A 20,789-nucleotide genomic window follows, 5' to 3' on the forward strand; every position below is an offset into this window, starting at 1 on the left:
AGCCTTAGACCCGATGGAAATGTATGCGGAGATTGAGGTCTTGCAGGAATTATTGCAACAATCGGAATCGGAACGGGAAGCTCTGCTCAAGCAACTGATTGCTCGGAATAAATTGCTGGAATCTTTGGCGCTTACCGATGAGTTGACCGGGTTACCCAACCGGCGGGCTATGGAACAAGCTCTACCCCAGATGCTGCCCCATTCTGCGGCTCAGGAGAAGTCTGTTTATAGTGACTATATCTGCCTGTTTGCTATTGATGTGGATTTTTTTAAACGGGTGAATGATACTTATGGTCATCCGACTGGAGATGGAGTGCTCAGAGAAATTGCGGCGCGGCTGCAAAGACAGACCCGGGGGAATAGTTGGTTTTATCGCTATGGGGGGGAGGAATTTATTTGTTTAACTGTGGGCATTGGACCGGAAACGGCCTGGGAATATGGGGAAGAGTTGCGAGAGGCGATCGCCTCTGAACCCTTCAAAACTGCCGAGGGTGTAGAAATTCCCCTGACCATTAGCATTGGCGGGGCGATCGCCCCACTGTCGGGGATAACCGCCCAAGGGGTCAAAATCGGACAAGACCCCCAGGCTTTACTGGAGTTTGCCGATCGCGCCTTATATCAAGCCAAAGGAGAGGGCCGCAATCGGGTGCAGTTCTGTCCTTATTCGGAAATCCTCTGCAAATTCGACCCTAACCCTCTCGATGCCCAGTAATGCCACTAACCTTTAAAGTCTTTGGTCCCCCAACCCGGTGCTTTCTGAGCCGCCCGGATAATAAAGGCGGCCATGTTTTCCACCTGGTCCGTGGGTAGCCAAGTCTCCGGGACCTCTCGGCACCAGTAGATGTCCTCGCTGCCGTCATAACTCATCGGCGATCGCATATAGGCGACTAAACTTTCGATATTATTCCGGGGGGGAGTCGCGCCCCTAAGAGCCTCTAGGGACAGAGACACGACTGGATAGGGCAAGGTCGCCCCTCCCACATGACAGTTCAGGCAATTTTGTTTAAATAACTCTTTGCCTTCATGCAAGCTTTCCGGGGAAAATAAGCGAGTTTCCCCTTGCTGATTCATTTCGATGGGCACGGGCTCGGTGACTTGCAAATAGCGGCGCAAATAGAGGTCAACCGAGTCGGCCTGTGCCGGTAATGTGAAAGTCATAAAATTCAGGCCGATGACGACGATCGCCACCACTGAGCGGATTAAAAATTTTGGCAACATTAGCACTTGACTTGGGGTGCAGTTTAATCGCGAATTCTGGACCTGGATTTCCACAGATGATGAGGAGGTAATCCAGATTGTGGATCAGCACAAAAGGGGTTAAAAACTCTCACTCTGACCCCGATGCCGGGGACAACGGTTGGCTTCAAGGGTGTGCACAGAGCATTTTGGGGTTTGGACAATCACGTTGAGTTGATCGCCTCTCATCGGGGAGAGGGATTGCCGATCGCTGACGGACCAATCCCCAAAACGCCCGGTTGCACTTGAGTCCTGCCGTTACAACATCCGTGAGGCCCGGTCGAGTCTGAATGCAGTCTGTAACCGATGGTCCGATTTAGCGGTAGGGAGCCTCTCAATTTTGCCTAAAAACCGATTTGACCTCTCCCCCCTGGCCCCTCCTCTGCAAGGGGAGGGGGGAATTGACATCTTTCTCCCCCTTCCCTTGAAGGGAAGGGGGCTGGGGGGTTAGGTCTCTTTTCAAAATTGAGATGCTCCCTAGCGGTAGGCTTTACCACCACCCCATTGTATGCCTTTGATTTTAGGCTGAATGAGGATGTGTCCGGCGATCGCGAACAGATCGTCCTCGGTCAGATTTCTCATTTCCGCGAAAATATCCGCACTCTTAATGCTCGGGTGTAATTCGGAAATGTCCGTCTCCCCGTCATAGCTCGTCGGATTTTTCATGTAATCGATTAACCCTTCAATCGTATCTCGTCGAGGATTGGCCAAGGCCAAATCTTCTTGGCTCAAACTCACGTTGAAGTCGGTTTTGGTCACCCCACCAGCATGGCATTTGGAGCAGGTATCGTTAAATACCCGTTTGCCTCGTTCAACTTGTTGCAAGCTCAACACGACGGTCTGGCCACTATCGTTTAATGGAACAGTGCGGAGCTCGCGAGCGAGTTCCACTGCCGTCGCATTCCCGACAAATATTTGAAAGGTGAAGAATACAGTGGCTACAGCCAGCCAGATGCATCTTTTCAGCATGGTTTTCCTCAAAAAAAAGCGGATATGGTATTGAACGCTAAACACAGATCAGGCTTGGATTGGTTCGGTTGCTTACGGGTTCGGGACTCTTCCTGTGTCCATCGATTCCTTTGAATATGCCTCACCCGCGCTCGGGTCACGACTTGACAAGTTAGCGCGTTTGTGCATGATTAAGGCTCGAAGTCAAGGGTGTTGGTTCGCGATCGCCCGGTAAAACGCCGAACTCGCCTGGGGTCCCATCATTCGCCGCTAATCTGGGTTCGAGATGCGATCGCACGGTTAAAGCTCGCTCAAATACAGTCCGATCCAGCATTCTCCTGGGGATTGTCGTGAATTTTACTCAAAATTGCCTTGGCATCCTCCAACGCCAGACGGGTTTGAGGACTTTTATAAGCAATCGAGAGCTCATCGCACCACCGCAGGACCTCCTCAATCGGGAGATTATAGTCTTGAGCAATTTCCGAAATCGACAAGTCAGCGAAACCCATAATTTTTGGCAGACAGGTCAACATTAAGCCATTTTCAATATCATTATCATGCCAGTAAGTGGCACTTTCTAAAAATTGCATTTTTGCTTCAAGGATATCGAATGCACTAATTTGTGGAACACCCACCACCACTCCGGCAACCTCTCGGGAATTTTTCAATTCTTTATATGCCTGAGTCTCCCGACAATCTCTGATAAATCCCCTACAAATTAGGTATTTCTTACCTTTGACTTTTGCTAAATTTTATGCTTATCCCCGGTTGAAAATATTTTTGTCCAAGGGAGCAAGAGGCTCCCTTGGACAATAGCGAGCAAGATGCTCGCACTCCTTTAAGCCTCTGTACCATAAGAGCAATTGTAGGGTGGGCACTGCCCACCTTCTGCTCCGTGGGCAGTGCCCACCCTACTTCTTTATGTCAAATTGATTTAGACGCGCTATATAGGGTTGATTCGCGAATCAACCCTACAAAATCTATCTAGGATGTAACCGAGATCTATTCGATCGCCGTGGTACTCAAATGCATCGCATCTGGTAACGGAATCCGATGAGACAACGGAGATTGGGGTTGATGCAGACAAATCAACTGGGCCAAAGTTTTCTTAATCAGAGTCCGGGGCACGATCGCATCCACAAACCCATGAAGCAGCAGGTCCTCAGCCGACTGAAAATCCTCCGGCAACTTCTCTCGCAGAGTTTGCTCAATCACCCGGCGTCCGGCAAACCCAATGGTGGCTTTCGGTTCAGCAATAATAATATCCCCCAACATCGCAAAAGATGCAGTCACGCCCCCGGTGGTGGGATGGGTCAAAATGGGAATATACAGCAACTTATTGTCGCGATGCCGTTCCAGGGCCCCAGAGATTTTCGCCATTTGCATCAGAGACAGCATCCCTTCTTGCATCCGCGCCCCCCCAGAAGCACAGACAATAATCAGGGGTAACCGTTCTCGGGTGGCCCGTTCAATCAGGCGGGTGAGTTTTTCCCCCACCACGGACCCCATACTGCCCCCCATAAATTTGAATTCCATCACCCCCAGGGCCACGGGTAATCCATCCAGCTTGCCTAATCCGGTTTTCACCGCATCTAAACAGCCGGTTTTCTCTTGATATTCCCGGAGGCGATCGCTGTAGGACTTGCGATCGCGGAACTTCAGGGCATCCACCGCTTGCAGATGCTCATCCTGGGGCATCCAGGTGGTGTCATCAATGAGTTGGTAAATCCGTTCTGATCCATCCACCCTTAGATGATGCCCGCATTCGAGGCAAACCATCTGATTCGCTCTGAGGTCCTTGGTGTAGGTCAAAACCCCACATTCGGGACATTTCGTCCATAGCCCATCGGCTATCTCTCGCTCTTGCCGCTCTTGGCTCATTGGGCCTGACTTACGGCGATTTGCAAACCAATCAAATAGAGACATGAAAATGCTTAATCCCTTCTGTTTGTTACCGATTCAACTTCAGAAGCCGAAACCGAATGCGATCGCGGCGATCAAGAGGGCGATCGCTTCCTCTGCTGACGTTTCTCCACAACCTCAATTCAGAGTTCCGATGGAGGCTCCTCTTCTTCTGGGGGACTGAGTAATAACAACGCCGTCCACCGATCTTCTGGACGCACTTGCAAAGCCGTTGGACTCCCGGTTCCCAAATATGAAAAAATTCCTAAATCAATAATCCGAGTGGGAATCTCATGGGCCTCCAGCACCAGCTGCATGAACTCAGCCTCCCAGCGATGGCTGGTCGTTTTCACTGTGATCCAGGTCACAATAAACTGATTTAAACTAAGATTGTTTCCCGTTTCATTCTGAGGTCAGGCCCCAGAACCCCAATTTTAACGCGATTTCGCTCTTCAATTTTCCTACAAATTGGTCCAACTGGCACTTAAATATCCCCGAACCGGCTTTCTGCCGATTGAATCTGCCTCAACAAACTCAATTCTGACGCAGCGTATGGAACCACAATGCCTACAATAGGATTGAAGAATCAGCCAATCATCAAACTCTATTAGCAATCTTAGACTGAAACCCCCATGCCCAGAACACAACGCAACGATAACTTCATTGACAAAACCTTCACCGTGGTAGCGGACATCATTTTAAAGATTCTACCCACGAATCAACAAGCGAAGGAAGCTTTCGCCTACTACCGCGACGGAATGTCGGCTCAAGCCGATGGGGAATATGCTGAAGCTTTAGACAACTATAACGAAGCCCTCACTCTGGAAGAGGATCCTTACGATCGCAGTTATATTCTCTACAATATCGGCCTGATTCACACCAGCAATGGCGATCGCGACCTGGCTCTGGAATTTTACCATCAAGCCCTGGAACTCAATCCCCGGATGCCCCAAGCCTTAAACAATATTGCGGTGATTTTCCATTATCAAGGGGATCAAGCTAAGGACGCAGGAGAAACGGAAGATGCAGAGGAGTTGTACGATCGCGCGGCAGACTACTGGAAACAAGCCATCCGTCAGGCTCCCAATAACTACATTGAGGCCCAAAACTGGCTCAAAACCACTGGACGTTCCACGATGGATGTGTTTTTCTAGTCTCTGGGTGCTTTCAGCCTAAACTTTTTGCGGCGATCGCTTTGGTTTGATGCTGTTTTTCCCTCAAACAACGGGCGATCGCCATCCATTGTTACCCTCACCCTCCCCATTTACCCATGATTGACCGAGAACAAATTCGCAAAGTCGCCCACCTGGCTCGCCTCCAACTCACTGAAGCGGAAGAAGAACAATTCACCACCCAAGTGGGCAGCATTTTAGAGTATTTTGAGCAGTTGAGCGAACTGGATACAGAGAATATCAAACCCACCACCCGGGCGATCGATGTCAGTAACGTCACTCGTCCCGATGAACTCCAACCCTTTACGGCTCTATCCTCAATTATGGCCGCAGCCCCTGATGTGGAAGGGGACTTTTTTAAAGTGCCTAAGATTCTCTAGGGAAAATAATCCCCTATCCCAGTTATAAAACCCTGTTTCAAAATAGCCTGCTGAGGCGGGCTATTTTCTTGTAACTTCTACAGACTTATGGCTTTCATTCTCTCAAGCTGATTGGCGTTCTTTGATAGAGGGCAAAGGAGAATAAATCAGGTATAAAAGCAATCTGGTCTATTGCCGGACAGTTAAAGGGATGAATCGCGTTTCCAATCTGCTTTTGTATTTCCCAAACGGTTTATGATGTGGTTAAACATCATCTATCTTTCCAAGTCAAGCCTCTGGAAGCAGCAAAATTTAAGGGAATTCCCGAATCGCTCACCTGAGATAAAATTGAAATAAATCCAGCAGAAAAACCGTCATTTTTTTAAATCTTGCAAAAATATCCAAATTTTGTGGATTACATTAATACAAAAACAGACAGATGATGAACTTTATAAAGGTTTAAAAGCGGGAGAATTCTGTTAGGTTCTCAACTCGCGGCAAATGGGCAAATCTTGGTTGCGGGTGTGGACGATGAAACGATTACAAGCTGATGGAATTGCTTGTGCAGCCATTGATATAGCCTGGGACACCGTTATTCGCGTACAGTTTTGTCCGTGGTAGCCTCCGAGGGAAAGCTTTCGACAATAGCGAGCATCTGGCTGGCACTCCTTTCCATATCTGTACAGTTGGGGAGTCCTCTAATGGCTATACTGTCCCCTATTACTGCAACGGAAAAAACAGGTCAAGATAGGCTGATAAAATCGTCTCTCCCCACAAGGCTGCGATCGCCGCACCGAGAGCTAGAAAGGGTCCAAAAGGCATGGGTTTACTGCGTTCGAGCCACCCCAAGGCGATCGCACCCCCTCCGATAAAGGCACCGGCAGCACAAGCAATAAAACCGCCTAGCAGCATCAATTTCCATCCTAACCAAGCCCCCATCATGGCGGCGAGTTTGGCATCCCCGGCCCCCATTGCGGTTTTTCCAAAGGCGATGGAACCGACAAAGGAAATGCTGTCCAACAGCCAAATCCCGATGACTGCACCGAATATCCCGACCATTAACTGATGGGGAATTCCTTCGAGATTGGAGGCGATCGCCCACCCCATCACCATCTGAAACCCTAATCCCACCACTAATCCCGACTGCGTAAGCGGGTTCGGCAGGGTCATGGTATCCAAATCAATAATTGAGAGGGCCAATAACCAGCTAAAAAAGACCCAATACCCGATCATTTGCATCGGGTTCTCCCAGGTGAACAATGCCACCACCATGAAGATGACGGCGGTTAAGGCTTCGATGATGGGATAGCGGATGGAAATCGGACTTTTGCAGTGAGCACAGCGACCCCGCAACCGCAACCACCCGAAGACTGGTACGTTCTCGGTTTTACCGAGTTTATGCAGGCAATGGGGACAGCGGGAAGGGGGCCACAGCAAGGATAAACCCGCAGGAATCCGGTATGCCACTACGTTGATAAAGCTGCCGATGGAAGCACCCAAGGTTAAGGCGACGGCAAACGCCGCGATCGCAAAAATCACATCCATGATGACCCGATTTTAAACAGTTGAGTTGAGCATTGAGACGTTAAAAAAATGATGCAATAGTTGTTTTTTTTTATTCAAATTTTTGGTTAAATTATTCCTGATTAACAATAAGTAATCATCAGAATTCAATAAAAAGTCCGAACCCGATCCTGTCCGGTGATCATCATAGCCCAATTCACGCTAATAGAGTCCGGCTTCAAGCTGATCGAACGGTACAAAACATTCCGTCAGCAATAAAGCAGGCTTTTGGGTAAAAATGAGCTGACCTCGATGAGTAAAGCGATCGATAGCTACCCCGAGAGGACGCTGAATCCCATCGGGATGAACCTCCTTGTAAGCTCGATAAAGTAACCTTGCGGCTTTGAGCAAAGTCGGGTCAAGCAACTGCGGGGAGGCGATCGCGCTATCGTCTTGGAGTTGTGGTGCAGCGTACATGAGCGAGCAACCTTAATCGTAAAGTTTAAGTGGATACTGGAAAAAGTTTGGTGCTGGTCATGGCTTGATTGTAGTCTACCCACTCTTAAACTGTGGCGATCGGCCTCCCTAAAATATCTATCTTATGAATGAAAATCATCAACCCTTAATCCTTTGTCCCCCTTAATGCCGGGTTTCACCCCTCACTTAAACCGCCACCTTCCAGCGTCCAACTCAGCAAAGTTGCTGGTTCATTAATTACAGTAGTAGAGAATAAACAACAGATTACCAAGGATTACCTGATTCATGTAACACCCCGATTTAAGGGATAAATTTTTTCAGGATTGCTGCAACCTGACCATATTTTTCGCCCACCAACCCCTCTAGTTCGTGATGTTCTATGTCCTCTTCTGATCCGAGTTTACTCGTCCATATTCCCGAATCTAATTGTCGGGCAGCATGAGTAGGTCTTCTATTTGAGTCGGCATAGAGTGCTACTTTTTGAAAACCCACTTCTAAAGAAGCCGTTTCACAAACCTTATATCCGAGGGATTCAAAAACCTGAATAAATGCTTTTAAACTTTCTTCTCTTTTAATATTGGGCGGCCAATACTGTTGCTCCATTTCATCCGGCCACCACCACTTAGACTTATCTTCTAACGCCCAGGCCATACAATTATAATCAATTGTATCCGGGCTGGTTAGTCTGTATCCACTCTGTAATAAATTGGGGTAATCCGCTTCAATCCACCCCCTAACTTGCGTTCTCCAGGCTGAATTACCGATGGGTTCATTCTCTACCATCTGTAACCTTTCTGCTTCCCCCACTCCAGCCAATATCGAATCATCTCTTGAGTTTGACCTCGTTTTTCTGGGGGAACTGGATCTTCGCGACTAATTGCTTGGATTGCCCAGAACCATTGTCCTGAGTTTCGTTCCAGTTCTCGGAGTAATAAGGGGATTACTGCTTTCCCCATGCCAATAATCTGCTGATATATAGGATGCATGGATGCTTTATTTGTGGAAGAGATTCCCCTTGTTTCTCTACGCCATTGATGGGCTAATTCTAGGAAAGTCTTTTCTAATTCAGGAACAGTCGGATCTAAATTTTGAACCCCGTAGGCTTGCCGGTTTTCTCCCAACTGCCAGGTTTCTTGAGTCCCTTTAGCTTTGACCATTAGGAAATAATAACAAGGAAGAACACCTCCTGGTTCCATTAATCTGGATAATCGATGCTTAAATCTCTCTACCTGATTTAAACTAATATGAATGAATTCTTCAGAATTCTGTAGAAAATCGCCCAAAAAATTTACAACGTCCTGCTGGGAAAACTCATGGTCATCGGACAAGGAATAGAGAGAAATCACAAATTCTAGGATTTCAGAAATACTTTTTTGACTGATTGTCTTAACTTGACTTGCAACCGTTTTAGTTAACTCTTCTAGCTGTAAAGTAGGCTGGGCAATTTTTAAGGACTGCACTATTTCTTCTATAATTTTATCATCGAATTCTATTAACTGGGTTAAAATTGGATAATATTGAAGCGGAATTTGGGTGATTTTCATGGTATTTATATCGGGGACAAGACCCGAGAACATATTAATAATTTCTATGAGGGGATACTATTGGGCTTTTATTGCTCAATGTAAAAAAACCCGGTGACGATTTGCCACCGAGAAAACATTACCTAAAAAAATCAATGGGCGATACTGGATTCGAACCAGTGACCCCTTCCGTGTGAAGGAAGTGCGCTACCACTGTGCTAATCGCCCGCACGATTTCCTACAATAGCACGGTTTAGCAAAAATGCACAAGCCCTTTTCCAAAAAAAATTTCACCCGTTCCCAACCCTAATCCCCTTGGGGATATTCCTCCCATAACCCGGAGATTTGCCGCAAACTCTGGAAGTCGCCATTCCCCAAAATCAAATGATCCAGTAAAGGAATTTGCAAAAATTGACCCCCTTGCAATAACTGGCGGGTGAGTTGAATGTCTTCCGGACTGGGTTCTAAACTACCCGAGGGGTGATTGTGGGAAATAATTGCCCGGGTGGCACCATGTCGCAAGACTTCTCGAAAAATCTCTCGGGGATGGGCGAGGGTTTCTGTTGCTGTGCCAATGGTGAGCAGTTTGGTTGCAATCAGGCGATTTTTTACATCCAGCAGCAACAGGGCAAATCGTTCTTGGGGTTGCCACATCAATTCATGAGAGAGGGCCGCTGCTGCTGCCTCGGGACTATCGATTTCTTTGCGATCGGGGGGCCTGGAATAAAAGGTTCGCTTGCCGAGTTCGATCGCCGCTAAAATTGTGGTGGCTTTTGCCGGTCCCACTCCGGGAATTTCCATCAATTCCTGTGGGGAAATCACCCGCAAGACTTCCAAGGGGTCCCGCTGATTCTCGCCCAGTTTCTGTAAAATGTACTGGCCCAGTCCTACTGCGGACAACTTTCCTGGCCCTTGTCCTGTCCCCAGAAGCATGGCAATCAGTTCCGCAGTGGCCAGACTTGTTGGCCCATAGGCCATCAATCGCTCTCGGGGACGCTCATTAGTGGGGATATCTGCAATTCTGAGGCAATAGGTCATGGACCAACCCAAAACTCATTTTTCGCGAGTTTATCATAACGGTGAGTCATGAACCAAGCGATCGCCCCTAGGCTTGCCTTTACTTCCATAACATTTAACAATGGGCGATACTGGATTCGAACCAGTGACGTCCTGCTTGTAAGGCAGGCGCTCTACCACTGAGCTAAACGCCCTTTTTTTCCCGACGGATCACATCATAACACAGTTTTTGGAAATTTCATGCCATCTGGTCGAACTCATGATGAAATTACTTTGTGGAGCTTACCCTTGGTGGCAGGAGGGACATACGCCCAGACCCGCAGTAGCAGTCTCACCCTGATTGTTGCTGGTGGTTTTTTGTTTAGTGGACTGATGTTTGGCCCGGATTTGGATATCTATTCTCAGCAGTTTCAGCGCTGGGGGTGGTTGCGGTGGATCTGGCTGCCTTATCAACAAAGTTTACATCATCGCTCATTTTTGTCTCATGGTCCCTTGGTGGGAACGGCGTTGCGGATCCTGTATTTGGGGATTTGGATCGGGGCGATCGCCTTTGGAGTGGTCCTCGTTGGAGATTACATCGGACTGTTTACTTGGAATGCACCAATGGCATCAGCGGCGATCGCCCGTACCCTCAAACAGCACCCAATGGAAGGAATCGCCCTCTTCCTCGGATTAGAACTCGGCGCCATGAGTCATTCCCTCAGTGATTGGATCGGATCCGCTTACAAGCGATTCAAAAAATACGGATGGTCTGCTATTTTTAATCCAGGCAAAAAACCCCGAACTCCCGCCAAACGCATCAAGCGTCACGCCTCCAGCAACACGCGCCCCCAAAGAGCCTCCACCAAGCGCAAATCTTAAGTTTAATCCCGGTTTGAAAGCAAGGAAAATCACCAATTTCGGAGAATATTTAGCGAAAATAATTCAATATTTTTCCGATAAAGACATGACCATAAATCCATCGCTTAACCCGGCCTTTTTTATGAGGTAAAACAATGTATACCAGCCAGACCTATCGAGAAATTGTAAAACAGGTGATTCTTGGTTACGCTAAATTAAAGCCCTCTCATGGAGACATCCGATTAGAGCCGGTTTTTGATGAAACTAGAGATCGCTATGCGCTGATGCAAGTCGGTTGGGATAGAGGACGTCGAGTGAGAGAAAATTTAATTTATGTCACCTTACAAGATGGAAAAATTTATATTGAATACGATGGAATGGAGCGCAGCATTACCGAAGATTTAACAAGTCAAGGTATTCCCCAAAATCAAATTGTTTTAGCCTTTTTATCCGATTTTCAAAAAGTGCCAGTTGGCTGATTTTTGTTCAATTTTTGTTATGTAATTCACTTGTCGTCACCCACCTAATTCCCCTAAATGTCAAATCCTGAAACTCCCAAACTACCCCTTTCTAGTTCCTCGGCATTACCCGCATTAGAAAAGTTAATCCAGGTAGTGGCTCAGTTACGATCGCCTGACGGGGGATGTCCCTGGGATTTAGCCCAAACCCCCGAAAGTTTAATCCCCTACATTATCGAAGAAGCCTACGAAGTGGTCGATGCCATTAAAAGTGGGGATAAACAAGCCATTGCCGAAGAACTAGGCGATTTATTATTACAAGTCGTCTTGCAATCCCAAATCGCTAGTGAATTCAACCAGTTTAGTCTGACTGAAGTTGCTGAGGGTATTGCAGAAAAACTGATTCGCCGTCATCCTCATGTCTTTGGCAATGTTGAGGTGAATAGCGTTGAAGAAGTCCGGACCAATTGGGAGCAAATCAAGGCGGAAGAAAAAGGGGAAACCGGAGCGGAAGTTAAACCCCTGAGCGATAAACTGAGTCGATATGCTCGGACTTTGCCGCCTTTGATGGCGGGAATGAAGATTTCTGAAAAAGCGGCGGCTGTGGGTTTTGAATGGGAGAATATTGAGGGAGTTTGGGAAAAATTTGAGGAAGAGTTAGGAGAATTTCGCTATGCGATCGCCCATGAAGATAAAGCCCGACAACAAGCGGAATTAGGGGATTTATTATTCGTGGTGATTAATCTAGCTCGATGGTATGATTTAGACCCATCGGAGGGGTTACAGGAAACTAACCATCGCTTTTCTGAGCGCTTTTCTAAATTAGAAGCCGTTTGCGATCGGCCTCTTTCTGAATATAGTGTTGAAGAATTAGAAGAAGTTTGGCAAACTGTTAAAGCACTTTTGGCAAAACAAAAGCAGGAATAAGCAAGATTGGGGAGATTGCTCGTGACGAAAGCTGAATCCATGACACGAGTGGTACTGTCTTCCCCATCCTCCCCATCTCCCATGCTAAAATCGGGTCTAAAACATTTCAGGAAAAGTTGATGGTTAATAGCACTCAGAATGCACCGGCAGAGATTGCAGCAGGTTTTCATGCCTTTTCTGACCCGTTGCGGATTTCAATTTTGGAGTTGCTGCGCGATCGCGAGTTATGTGTCTGCGAACTGTGCGAAATTCTCGACGTGAGCCAGTCTAAGCTCTCTTTTCACCTTAAAACTCTTAAAGAAGCTGCCCTGGTTCGCGCACGCCAAGAAGGTCGCTGGATCTACTACAGTCTGAATATCCCTCAGTTTGCCTGCCTCGAACAGTACCTGGCCGAGTATCGCCGGTTTAGTCCGATTCTCCCCGCTCGGTCCTGTAATGGAGACTCCTGAATTTCACCTTTACTAAAATTTAACCTAGTTAATCAATTTTTATTGATATATTTAGCCTATACCCCGCAATTGTTTTTTGGGAAAGGGTTATGAACGCAACAGCACAGCAGTTTTTGAGCGGCGTGAAACGGTGGGCAGCGATCGCCGGAGTAGCGGCCCTGTTGACCTCCTGCCAAAACAGTAATTCTCAAGTCTTACAACCCATCATCATGGATGGGTCTTCGACGGTGTATCCGATTACCCAGGCGATCGCCGACTCCTATCGAGAAACTCATCCCAATCCGGCAGAAGTGACCGTGGAATTCTCCGGGACCGGAGGTGGTTTTCGCAAATTCTGTGCCGGAGAAACCACGATTAATAACGCTTCACGACCGATTAACTTAGAAGAGATGGCCGCCTGTCGAGAATCCGGTGTTCCCTATATCGAATTACCGATCGCCTTTGATGCCATTACCCTGGTCGTTCACCCGGACAATACCTGGGTCGATCGCCTCACGGTGGAGGAGTTAAAGAAAATTTGGGAACCTACGGCGCAAGGCAGAATTTCCAAATGGAATCAAGTGCGCTCCTCTTGGCCCGATCGCCCCCTGACCTTATTCGGTCCAGGCAGAGATTCCGGGACCTTTGACTATTTTACTGAGGCGATTATGGGGGAATCCGATGCCAGTCGGAATGACTATACCGCCAGTGAGGATGATGATGAGTTGGTTGAGGGAGTGCGTCGAGACCCCAATGCTCTGGGTTATTTTGGCTATGCCTACTATGAAGCCCACCGGGACGGACTCAAGGCGATCGCCCTGGATAATGGAAATGGTCCCATGATGCCCTCCCGGGAAACTGTGGAAAATGCCCAATATCAGCCTCTCTCCCGTCCCCTGTTTATTTATGTGAATGCCGACGCCGCCCAGAAGAATCCCGCACTTCAGGCTTTTGTCGAATTTTACCTAGAGAAAGCCCCAGAAATTATCCCCACGGTTGGCTACATCCCTTTACCGGAGGAAGGCTACCGTTTGGCCTACATCCATTTTCATCGACATAAGGTGGGGACAGTCTTTGAGGGCAAAGCTGCTTTTGATTTAACCATCGGCGAATTGCTGACCAAACAAGCCAAGTTTTAGGCGCAACAGTTTGCCCACCTCCCATCCCTCATATCAAATTTTCTTGAAATAATTTAACTCATCAACTTTTTTTGATGTACAATCAAAAGCGATTGAGAGACTGTAAGGACGAGGGAAATTGTCGTGAATGAGGCAAACGAGCATTCGAGGCAACCTGTACAAGCGGGTGGCAAACTGAGTATTTTTGAGCGATACCTGACCCTGTGGGTCTTTCTGTGCATCATCGCAGGGATTATCCTGGGAAAACTGTTTCCCGGTGTCGCCGTTGCTCTCGATCGCATGAGCTTCTATCAGGTATCCATTCCGATCGCCATCTGCCTGTTTTTCATGATGTATCCCATCATGGTGAAAATCGATTTCACCCAGGCAGCGAATGCAGTCAGAGCACCGAAACCTGTGCTGCTGACCTTAGTTGTGAATTGGTTAATTAAACCTTTCACAATGGTGGCTTTTGCTCAATTTTTCTTGGGTTGGTTATTTCGTCCCTTGATTGTTGGCACGGAAATTATTAACAACGAGACCATTGACATTGCCAATTCTTACATTGCCGGAACCATCCTATTAGGAATTGCGCCCTGTACGGCGATGGTGCTGATGTGGGGATATCTCTCCTTTAGCAATCAGGGACATACCGTGGTGATGGTGGCAATTAACTCTCTAGCCATGCTGTTTTTGTATGCGCCTCTGGGGAGATGGTTGCTGGCAGCCAATGATTTAACCGTTCCCTGGCAAACCATTGTGTTATCGGTGCTGATTTATGTGGGATTGCCTTTGGCGGCTGGGATGTATAGCCGATATTGGATTTTAAAAAATAAAGGTCGTCAGTGGTTTGAACGGGAATTTTTGAAATATTTGACGCCGATTTCGATTACAGCATTGCTGATTACCTTGGTGTTGCTATTTTCGTTTAAGGGAGATTTGATTGTTAATAATCCTCTCCATATTTTGCTGATTGCCGTGCCGCTCTTCATTCAAACGAATTTTATTTTCTTGATTACCTATGTAGCCGGATTGAAAATGAATATCGCCTACGAAGATGCAGCGCCAGCAGCTTTAATTGGGGCGAGTAATCATTTTGAAGTGGCGATCGCCACAGCGGTGATGCTATTTGGTTTAAATTCCGGTGCAGCCTTGGCAACGGTAGTCGGGGTTTTAATCGAAGTACCAGTGATGTTAATGCTGGTAGAGGTTTGTAAGAAGACAGCGAATTGGTTTCCCCGAGAACCCGAGAAGGCGACGTTACGCGACCCCCGTTGTTTTCCGAGCTTCAAGTAAATTCAATTGGGGAAGATTTACAGAAATTTCCCCATATTTTGTCCACCATTTAAGAGAGAGAAATCATGACGAAGAAAGTAATGTTTGTTTGTAAGCGTAATTCCTGCCGATCGCAAATGGCAGAAGGATTTGCTAAAACCCTGGGTGAGGGGAAAATTGAGGTCACCAGTTCCGGTTTAGAATCCAGTCGAGTCCATCCGACGGCAGTTGAGGTGATGGAGGAAATTGGGGTAGATATTAGTCATCAAACTTCCGACCCGGTAAGTGATTTTCAAGCCGAGGATTATGATGCAGTGATTTCCCTGTGTGGTTGTGGAGTGAATTTACCCGAAGGGTGGGTATTGCGAGAAGTGTTTGAGGATTGGGAATTGGAAGACCCGGATGGGAAATCCTTGGAGACATTTCGCAGCGTGCGGGATGAGATTAAAGCGCGGGTGAGCAAATTGATAGAAGCGATCGCCACGGAAGTTCCCGCCTAGAGGAAAAGTCAAGAAAACAAGATAGAGGCGATCGCCCAGCTTGAGAGCAAAAGGGCGATCGCTTTTCGTTTTCTCATTTTTAGGCGCTTTACCGTCAAGCTAAATCTACTTACAGTGCCTTTCCAGGGGAGGGGACTGGCGGCGATTTTATGGTGAACTTCAGAGTACGTTGGCCCCCTTAGTCATGGATTGACTAAATTTGTTGTCAAATTTGCTACCTTTTTTAAGGGCAAAACCCTTGTGAGCAGAGGAATGCGATAGAATTGCAAGGCACCGGGGAATTTTTTTCATGCAGAGACTTTAACGCCTATTAACCCAATCTTTACCCTGAAGCGGTATTCTGCAATCGTTAGCGTCACAAAAATAGCCAAACCTACCCATTCACATCATGCTTTTACCCAATCCCATAAAAACGGCTCGAATGGCGTTCTCCCTGTCTGTTGTTGCACTGACCTTGGGGATCGGGGCTTGCCAGGGACCCACCACAGACAACACTGTTAGCACAAATACCGCAGGTGAAGAAGGGACCGGCAAACTTGCCTTGACCCAAGCCGTCAGCTTAACAGGTGCAGGAGCGAGTTTCCCCGCGCCGATTTACCAACGTTGGTTTCAGGAATTCAATCAAGAGAATCCCCAAGTTCGCACCAATTATCAATCCATTGGGAGTGGGGCGGGCATCCGACAGTTTGCCGCAGGCACTGTAGATTTTGGGGCCAGCGACGTAGCGATGAAGGATGAAGAAATTCAAGCCATGAACCGGGAGGTTCTGATGTTACCCATGACCGCAGGTGGCATCGTCTTGGCTTATAATTTGCCTGGAGTGGAAACCGGGTTGAAACTTCCTCGGGAGGTCTATGTGGATATGCTGATGGGTGAGATTACCCAATGGGATGACCCGCGCATCGCCGCAGCCAATCCCGGTGTGAACTTACCCAATCAACCGATCGCCGTGGTTTATCGTTCCGATGGAAGTGGAACCACCGGAGTCTTTACCAAACATCTCTCCGCGATTAGTGAAAAATGGAAAGGGCAAGTCGGTGAAGGAACCACCGTGGAATGGCCCACAGGAATTGGCGGAAAAGGGAACGAAGGCGTTACCGCTTCGATTCAACAAACATCCGGGGCGATCGGTTACGTTGAGTATGGCTACGCCAAAAACAACAATATCCCGATGGCGGCTTTAGAAAATAAATCCGGCAACTTTATTGTTCCGAGCGGTGAAGCCGCGAGTCAAACCCTGGCCGCCGTGGAACTCCCGGATAATCTACGGGCTTTCATCTCGGATCCCGATGGAGCCGACTCTTATCCCATTGTTAGTTATACTTGGCTGCTGGCTTACCAAGAGTATTCCGATCCCCAAAAAGCTCAAGCCCTTTCTGCAGTGATTGAGTACGGCTTGAATGAAGGACAACAGCTGGCCCCGGAGTTGGGTTACGTTCCTCTCCCCTTAAATGTCAGGCAGAAAGTGGCTGAAAAAGCGAATGTGATTAGCCCCGAGTATGACATTGAAGTGACCGAATAGCAGTAAAGTTTTGGTAAGGAAGGAGATAGCAAGCAGAGTGGACTGCTTGCTATCATTCCCGACTTTCCTTGTTCTATGATCGATGCGGATAGAGTAAAGGGCTTAATTTATTTTAAGAATGACTACACAATCAGAAAATATGGATATTGATAGGGACGAGGTAAGAGCTATTGAACCTCGCCAAAAACAAGAGCGCGTGATGGATACGGGTTTTTTCTGGCTCACGCGGATTTTTGCCTTTTCCATTGCTGGAATTTTAGTCTGGATGGCGATCGAGGTGGGGATCAAGGCGGTACCTGCGATTCAATCCTTTGGGTTGAATTTTTTCACCTCCAGCTCATGGAATCCGGTTCAGGATCAGTATGGGATCTGGCCGATGATTTATGGGACCTTAGTCTCTTCGGGCCTCGGTTTGCTGTTTGCGGTTCCTCTGGGAGTGGGGACTGCCATCTTTTTGAGTGAAAATTTTCTGCCCACATCAGTCCAGACAGTGCTGGTGTTTATGGTGGAATTGTTAGCCGCGATTCCGAGTGTGGTGTATGGGTTATGGGGAATTTTTGTACTCATTCCCTTCTTGCAACCCATCGGGCTATTTTTGCATAATACCTTGGGCTTTTTGCCGATTTTTTCTACGAGTCCCGTGGGACCGGGAATGTTACCGGCGGGGATCATTTTAACGATTATGATTTTGCCGATTATTACGGCAATTTCTCGGGACTCGTTGGCGTCGCTTCCCCCAGAGTTGCGGCAGGCATCCCTAGGGTTAGGGGCGACCAGGTGGGAAACGATTATTCGAGTTTTAATTCCGGCGGCATTTTCTGGAATTGTGGGCGGGATTATGTTGGGATTAGGCCGTGCCATGGGAGAAACGATGGCGGTTACCATGATTATTGGGAACTCCAACGACATGAAATTCTCCCTGCTGGCGCCCGCAAATACGATCGCCTCCTTGTTGGCGAATCAGTTTGCTGAAGCCTCGGGGTTACAAATTTCAGCTTTGATGTATGCGGGTTTGGTTTTATTTTTGCTCACCTTAGTGGTGAATGTTTGTGCGGAGTTAATTGTTCGGAAAGTCAAGAAGTTTTAGTCATTGGTCATTGGTCATTGGTCATTGGTCATTGGGGAGTTGGTTGATGGGGGAGTTGGAGTGGAAACGACTGAAGTCGTTACTACAAACTTTCCCATCCTCCCCAAAATCTTGCTTCATATTCCCTCACCATTTAACAATGGGAATAATTAACAACGCGCATCAGGAGAAATTTCAGTGAGTCAAGAATTTGATTACGATTTAGTGATTATTGGCGCAGGAGTGGGGGGACATGGTGCCGCCTTACACGCTGTGAAATGTGGCTTAAAAACGGCGATCGTCGAAGCTGGAGTCATGGGAGGCACTTGCGTCAATCGTGGCTGTATTCCCTCAAAAGCCCTGCTTGCAGCCTCGGGACGAGTGCGAGAGTTGCGGGATGCTCATCACTTGAAAACCCTCGGCATTCAACTCGATGGCATCTCCTTCGATCGCGAAACCATCGCCAGTCATGCCGATAATACCGTGTCTAAATTGCGTGGCGAATTGGTCAATAGTCTCAAACGCCTGAATGTGGATGTGATTCAAGGGTGGGGAAAACTGGCAGGAAGTCAAAAAATTATCGTAGAAACTGCCAGTGGTGAAAAGACAATTACTGCTAAAGATATCATGTTAGCTCCCGGTTCCGTGCCTTGGGTTCCTCCTGGGATTGAAGTCGATGGCAAAACAGTCTTTACCAGTGATCATGCCATTAAATTAGACTGGTTACCCCAATGGATTGCCATCATTGGGAGTGGTTATATCGGGTTAGAATTTGCCGATATTTACACCGCCTTGGGTTCTGAAGTGACCATGATTGAAGCGTTGGATAGACTGATGCCAACCTTTGATCCGGATATTGCCAAACAAGCGCAACGAGTGTTAATTGCACCCCGGGACATTGAAACTCGGGTGGGAATGTTAGCGGCAAAAGTCACTCCCGGGGCTCCGGTGGTGATTGAATTAATGGACCCCAAAACTAAGGAGGTGGTAGAAGTCTTAGAAGTGGATGCTTGTTTAGTGGCAACCGGACGAATTCCTGCCACCAAAAACTTAGGATTGGAATCCGTCGGTGCCGAAACCGATCGCCGGGGTTTCCTTCCGGTGAATGATGTGATGCAATTGTTAGCTGACGGCGAACCCCTTCCTCATGTTTGGGCGATCGGCGATGCAATGGGTAAAATGATGTTAGCACACGCCGCATCCGCACAAGGAGTCGCCGTGATTGAAAATATTTGTGGACGTCCTCGCACAATTGATTATCGGAGTATTCCTGCTGCTGCTTTTACCCATCCCGAAATGAGTTTTGTGGGATTAACCGAACCTGCCGCACAAGAATTAGGCAAAGAAGAGGGATTTGAAGTTGCCGCAGTGCGAACTTATTTCAAGGGAAATTCCAAGGCGATCGCCGAGGGAGAAACCGATGGAATTGCCAAAGTAATCTACCGAAAAGATACCGGAGAAATTCTCGGCGTCCATATTTTTGGCTATCATGCCGCTGATTTAATTCAAGAAGCTGCCAATGCGATCGGCAATCGTGAATCAGTCAATGAACTAGCCTTTAGTGTCCACACTCACCCCACCCTCTCCGAAGTGTTAGATGAAGCCTATAAACGCGCTGCTACCGTGTAACTCTTCATCTTAACAGCGACAATTACTAAGGAAAAAGCCCGCAAAAGTGCGGGCTTTTTGTTATTTTAGACATAAATCAACCGAAACCGTAGGGGTTTGGTCACCAAACCCTCTATAGCATTGTTAAATGATTTATAACATCTGTCTTCTCCCCTCTCCCGTTCTGGGCCGCCGTCGGTTGGGGGCCGCCGACGTCTTCCACAACTGATTTAGGATTGCTATATTTAGACATAAATCAACCAAACCCCTACATGACCACGGATATCTGGGAAAGAGGGTTTGGAGACCAAACCCCTACGTGACCACGGATACCTGGGAGGGAGAGAGAAAGTTTCGTCATTGAACCCAATTTTCCCTAAAATCCCAGATAGGGCAGGTCAATCATGCCTCTACACCTAATCCCTGAAAATGACAATTAAATGGTTCAAAAATATAATCCTCAAATTCATCATCGGCGTTCAATTCGCCTGAAATTCTATGACTATAATCAGGCCGGAGTTTATTTCATCACCATTTGTGTTCAAAATCGTGAATGTTTACTGGGCAATATCACGAATCAAATACTAGAACTTAATGTATATGGCGAAATCGTTCATCAGTTATGGAACCATTTGCCCCATCATTTTGACAACATAGAAATTGATGCTGCCGTTATCATGCCTAATCATTTTCACGGCATAATCGTCACCCCCAACTCCTCCTGTAGGGGTTTGGTCTCCAAACCCTCCAACTCCAAAAACCCCAACGCCTTTTTTGAATACAAAACACAACTCGGAAAAATCATCGCTTATTTTAAATATCAAACCACAAAATTAATCAATCAAAAACGAGATTCAATTGGCGTTAAATTTTGGCAACGCAACTATTATGAACACATCATTCGCGATGA

Annotated in this window: 25 protein-coding genes and 2 tRNA genes; 14 read left to right on the forward strand and 13 right to left on the reverse strand. The window is 47.4% G+C overall.

Going from position 1 to position 20,789, the window contains the following annotated elements:
* Window positions 1-712 (forward strand): GGDEF domain-containing protein (locus J0895_RS02780; protein WP_207086610.1); only part of this gene is annotated, 712 nt, incomplete at its 5' end.
* A 5-nt stretch (window positions 713-717) separates the two neighbouring features.
* Here J0895_RS02780 and psbV2 read toward each other — a convergent pair.
* The 6 genes from psbV2 to J0895_RS02810 form a co-directional block, all read right to left on the reverse strand.
* Entirely contained in the window at window positions 718-1,218 is a 501-nt protein-coding gene (psbV2, locus tag J0895_RS02785) for a photosystem II cytochrome PsbV2 (RefSeq protein ID WP_207086611.1), read from the reverse strand.
* Between the two features lie 495 nt (window positions 1,219-1,713).
* Window positions 1,714-2,205 (reverse strand): photosystem II cytochrome c-550, encoded by a 492-nt coding sequence (gene psbV / locus J0895_RS02790; RefSeq protein ID WP_207086612.1) that lies wholly within the window; start codon window positions 2,203-2,205, stop codon window positions 1,714-1,716.
* 151 nt (window positions 2,206-2,356) lie between these two features.
* Window positions 2,357-2,518 (reverse strand): hypothetical protein, encoded by a 162-nt coding sequence (locus J0895_RS02795; protein ID WP_207086613.1) that lies wholly within the window; start codon window positions 2,516-2,518, stop codon window positions 2,357-2,359.
* Window positions 2,496-2,852, reverse strand: a complete 357-nt coding sequence (locus J0895_RS26660) for a hypothetical protein (RefSeq protein ID WP_340643436.1) — start codon at window positions 2,850-2,852, stop codon at window positions 2,496-2,498. The genes J0895_RS02795 and J0895_RS26660 overlap by 23 nt, the downstream gene beginning before the upstream one ends.
* Window positions 2,853-3,186: 334 nt before the next feature.
* Window positions 3,187-4,110 (reverse strand): acetyl-CoA carboxylase, carboxyltransferase subunit beta, encoded by a 924-nt coding sequence (gene accD, locus J0895_RS02805; RefSeq protein ID WP_207086614.1) that lies wholly within the window; start codon window positions 4,108-4,110, stop codon window positions 3,187-3,189.
* Between the two features lie 119 nt (window positions 4,111-4,229).
* Window positions 4,230-4,403: a hypothetical protein gene (locus J0895_RS02810; RefSeq protein ID WP_242541003.1), complete on the reverse strand. Its 174-nt coding sequence runs from the start codon at window positions 4,401-4,403 to the stop codon at window positions 4,230-4,232.
* A gap of 315 nt (window positions 4,404-4,718) precedes the next feature.
* Here J0895_RS02810 and J0895_RS02815 point away from each other — a divergent pair, with 315 nt between their 5' ends.
* Both J0895_RS02815 and gatC read left to right on the forward strand, forming a co-directional pair.
* Entirely contained in the window at window positions 4,719-5,240 is a 522-nt protein-coding gene (locus J0895_RS02815; RefSeq protein WP_207086616.1) for a photosystem I assembly protein Ycf3, read from the forward strand.
* A gap of 116 nt (window positions 5,241-5,356) precedes the next feature.
* The gene (gene gatC / locus J0895_RS02820) at window positions 5,357-5,638 is read left to right on the forward strand and encodes an Asp-tRNA(Asn)/Glu-tRNA(Gln) amidotransferase subunit GatC (RefSeq protein WP_207086617.1); all 282 of its coding nucleotides are present in this window, start codon (window positions 5,357-5,359) and stop codon (window positions 5,636-5,638) included.
* A 699-nt stretch (window positions 5,639-6,337) separates the two neighbouring features.
* Here gatC and J0895_RS02830 read toward each other — a convergent pair.
* From J0895_RS02830 to J0895_RS02860, 7 genes are all read right to left on the reverse strand, one after another.
* A complete protein-coding gene (locus J0895_RS02830; RefSeq protein ID WP_207086618.1) occupies window positions 6,338-7,162 on the reverse strand; it encodes a prepilin peptidase in 825 nt (274 codons plus the stop codon).
* A gap of 180 nt (window positions 7,163-7,342) precedes the next feature.
* Complete coding sequence (locus tag J0895_RS02835; RefSeq protein WP_207086619.1) at window positions 7,343-7,597, reverse strand: hypothetical protein; 255 nt, start codon at window positions 7,595-7,597, stop codon at window positions 7,343-7,345.
* 300 nt (window positions 7,598-7,897) lie between these two features.
* On the reverse strand, window positions 7,898-8,380 hold the full coding sequence (locus tag J0895_RS02840; protein WP_242541004.1) for a DUF7689 domain-containing protein: 483 nt from the start codon (window positions 8,378-8,380) through the stop codon (window positions 7,898-7,900).
* Entirely contained in the window at window positions 8,374-9,141 is a 768-nt protein-coding gene (locus J0895_RS25600; protein ID WP_242541005.1) for a hypothetical protein, read from the reverse strand. The genes J0895_RS02840 and J0895_RS25600 overlap by 7 nt, the downstream gene beginning before the upstream one ends.
* 135 nt (window positions 9,142-9,276) lie before the next feature.
* Window positions 9,277-9,348: transfer RNA gene (locus J0895_RS02850), tRNA-Val, on the reverse strand.
* 78 nt (window positions 9,349-9,426) lie between these two features.
* The gene (radC, locus tag J0895_RS02855; RefSeq protein ID WP_207086621.1) at window positions 9,427-10,158 is read right to left on the reverse strand and encodes a RadC family protein; all 732 of its coding nucleotides are present in this window, start codon (window positions 10,156-10,158) and stop codon (window positions 9,427-9,429) included.
* A 101-nt stretch (window positions 10,159-10,259) separates the two neighbouring features.
* Window positions 10,260-10,331 (reverse strand) — tRNA-Val (locus tag J0895_RS02860).
* 46 nt (window positions 10,332-10,377) lie between these two features.
* On the opposite strand from J0895_RS02860, the gene J0895_RS02865 reads away from it, so the two are divergent.
* The 11 genes from J0895_RS02865 to J0895_RS02915 all read left to right on the forward strand — a co-directional run.
* Window positions 10,378-10,998, forward strand: a complete 621-nt coding sequence (locus tag J0895_RS02865; protein ID WP_207086622.1) for a metal-binding protein — start codon at window positions 10,378-10,380, stop codon at window positions 10,996-10,998.
* 134 nt (window positions 10,999-11,132) lie between these two features.
* Window positions 11,133-11,456, forward strand: a complete 324-nt coding sequence (locus tag J0895_RS02870) for a XisI protein (protein WP_207086623.1) — start codon at window positions 11,133-11,135, stop codon at window positions 11,454-11,456.
* A gap of 57 nt (window positions 11,457-11,513) precedes the next feature.
* Window positions 11,514-12,362, forward strand: coding sequence for a nucleoside triphosphate pyrophosphohydrolase (gene mazG / locus J0895_RS02875; protein WP_207086624.1), 849 nt, complete (start codon window positions 11,514-11,516; stop codon window positions 12,360-12,362).
* Between the two features lie 119 nt (window positions 12,363-12,481).
* Entirely contained in the window at window positions 12,482-12,811 is a 330-nt protein-coding gene (locus J0895_RS02880; protein WP_207086625.1) for an ArsR/SmtB family transcription factor, read from the forward strand.
* A gap of 89 nt (window positions 12,812-12,900) precedes the next feature.
* Window positions 12,901-13,929 (forward strand): PstS family phosphate ABC transporter substrate-binding protein, encoded by a 1,029-nt coding sequence (locus J0895_RS02885; RefSeq protein ID WP_207086626.1) that lies wholly within the window; start codon window positions 12,901-12,903, stop codon window positions 13,927-13,929.
* Window positions 13,930-14,052: 123 nt separating this feature from the next.
* Window positions 14,053-15,204 carry an ACR3 family arsenite efflux transporter gene (gene arsB, locus J0895_RS02890; RefSeq protein WP_207086627.1) on the forward strand — a complete coding sequence of 384 codons (1,152 nt, stop codon included), beginning with the start codon at window positions 14,053-14,055 and terminating at the stop codon, window positions 15,202-15,204.
* Window positions 15,205-15,269: 65 nt separating this feature from the next.
* Window positions 15,270-15,683, forward strand: a complete 414-nt coding sequence (gene arsC, locus J0895_RS02895; protein WP_207086628.1) for an arsenate reductase, glutathione/glutaredoxin type — start codon at window positions 15,270-15,272, stop codon at window positions 15,681-15,683.
* A 385-nt stretch (window positions 15,684-16,068) separates the two neighbouring features.
* Entirely contained in the window at window positions 16,069-17,205 is a 1,137-nt protein-coding gene (gene pstS, locus J0895_RS02900) for a phosphate ABC transporter substrate-binding protein PstS (protein WP_422894302.1), read from the forward strand.
* A 118-nt stretch (window positions 17,206-17,323) separates the two neighbouring features.
* On the forward strand, window positions 17,324-18,292 hold the full coding sequence (gene pstC / locus J0895_RS02905; protein WP_242541006.1) for a phosphate ABC transporter permease subunit PstC: 969 nt from the start codon (window positions 17,324-17,326) through the stop codon (window positions 18,290-18,292).
* A 177-nt stretch (window positions 18,293-18,469) separates the two neighbouring features.
* A complete protein-coding gene (gene lpdA, locus J0895_RS02910) occupies window positions 18,470-19,900 on the forward strand; it encodes a dihydrolipoyl dehydrogenase (RefSeq protein ID WP_207086630.1) in 1,431 nt (476 codons plus the stop codon).
* A gap of 419 nt (window positions 19,901-20,319) precedes the next feature.
* Window positions 20,320-20,789: transposase (locus J0895_RS02915; protein WP_207086631.1), on the forward strand; the 470-nt coding region annotated here is incomplete at its 3' end.

Source organism: Phormidium pseudopriestleyi FRX01, assembly GCF_017313335.1.
In the GTDB taxonomy this organism is placed as follows: domain Bacteria; phylum Cyanobacteriota; class Cyanobacteriia; order Cyanobacteriales; family Laspinemataceae; genus Laspinema; species Laspinema pseudopriestleyi.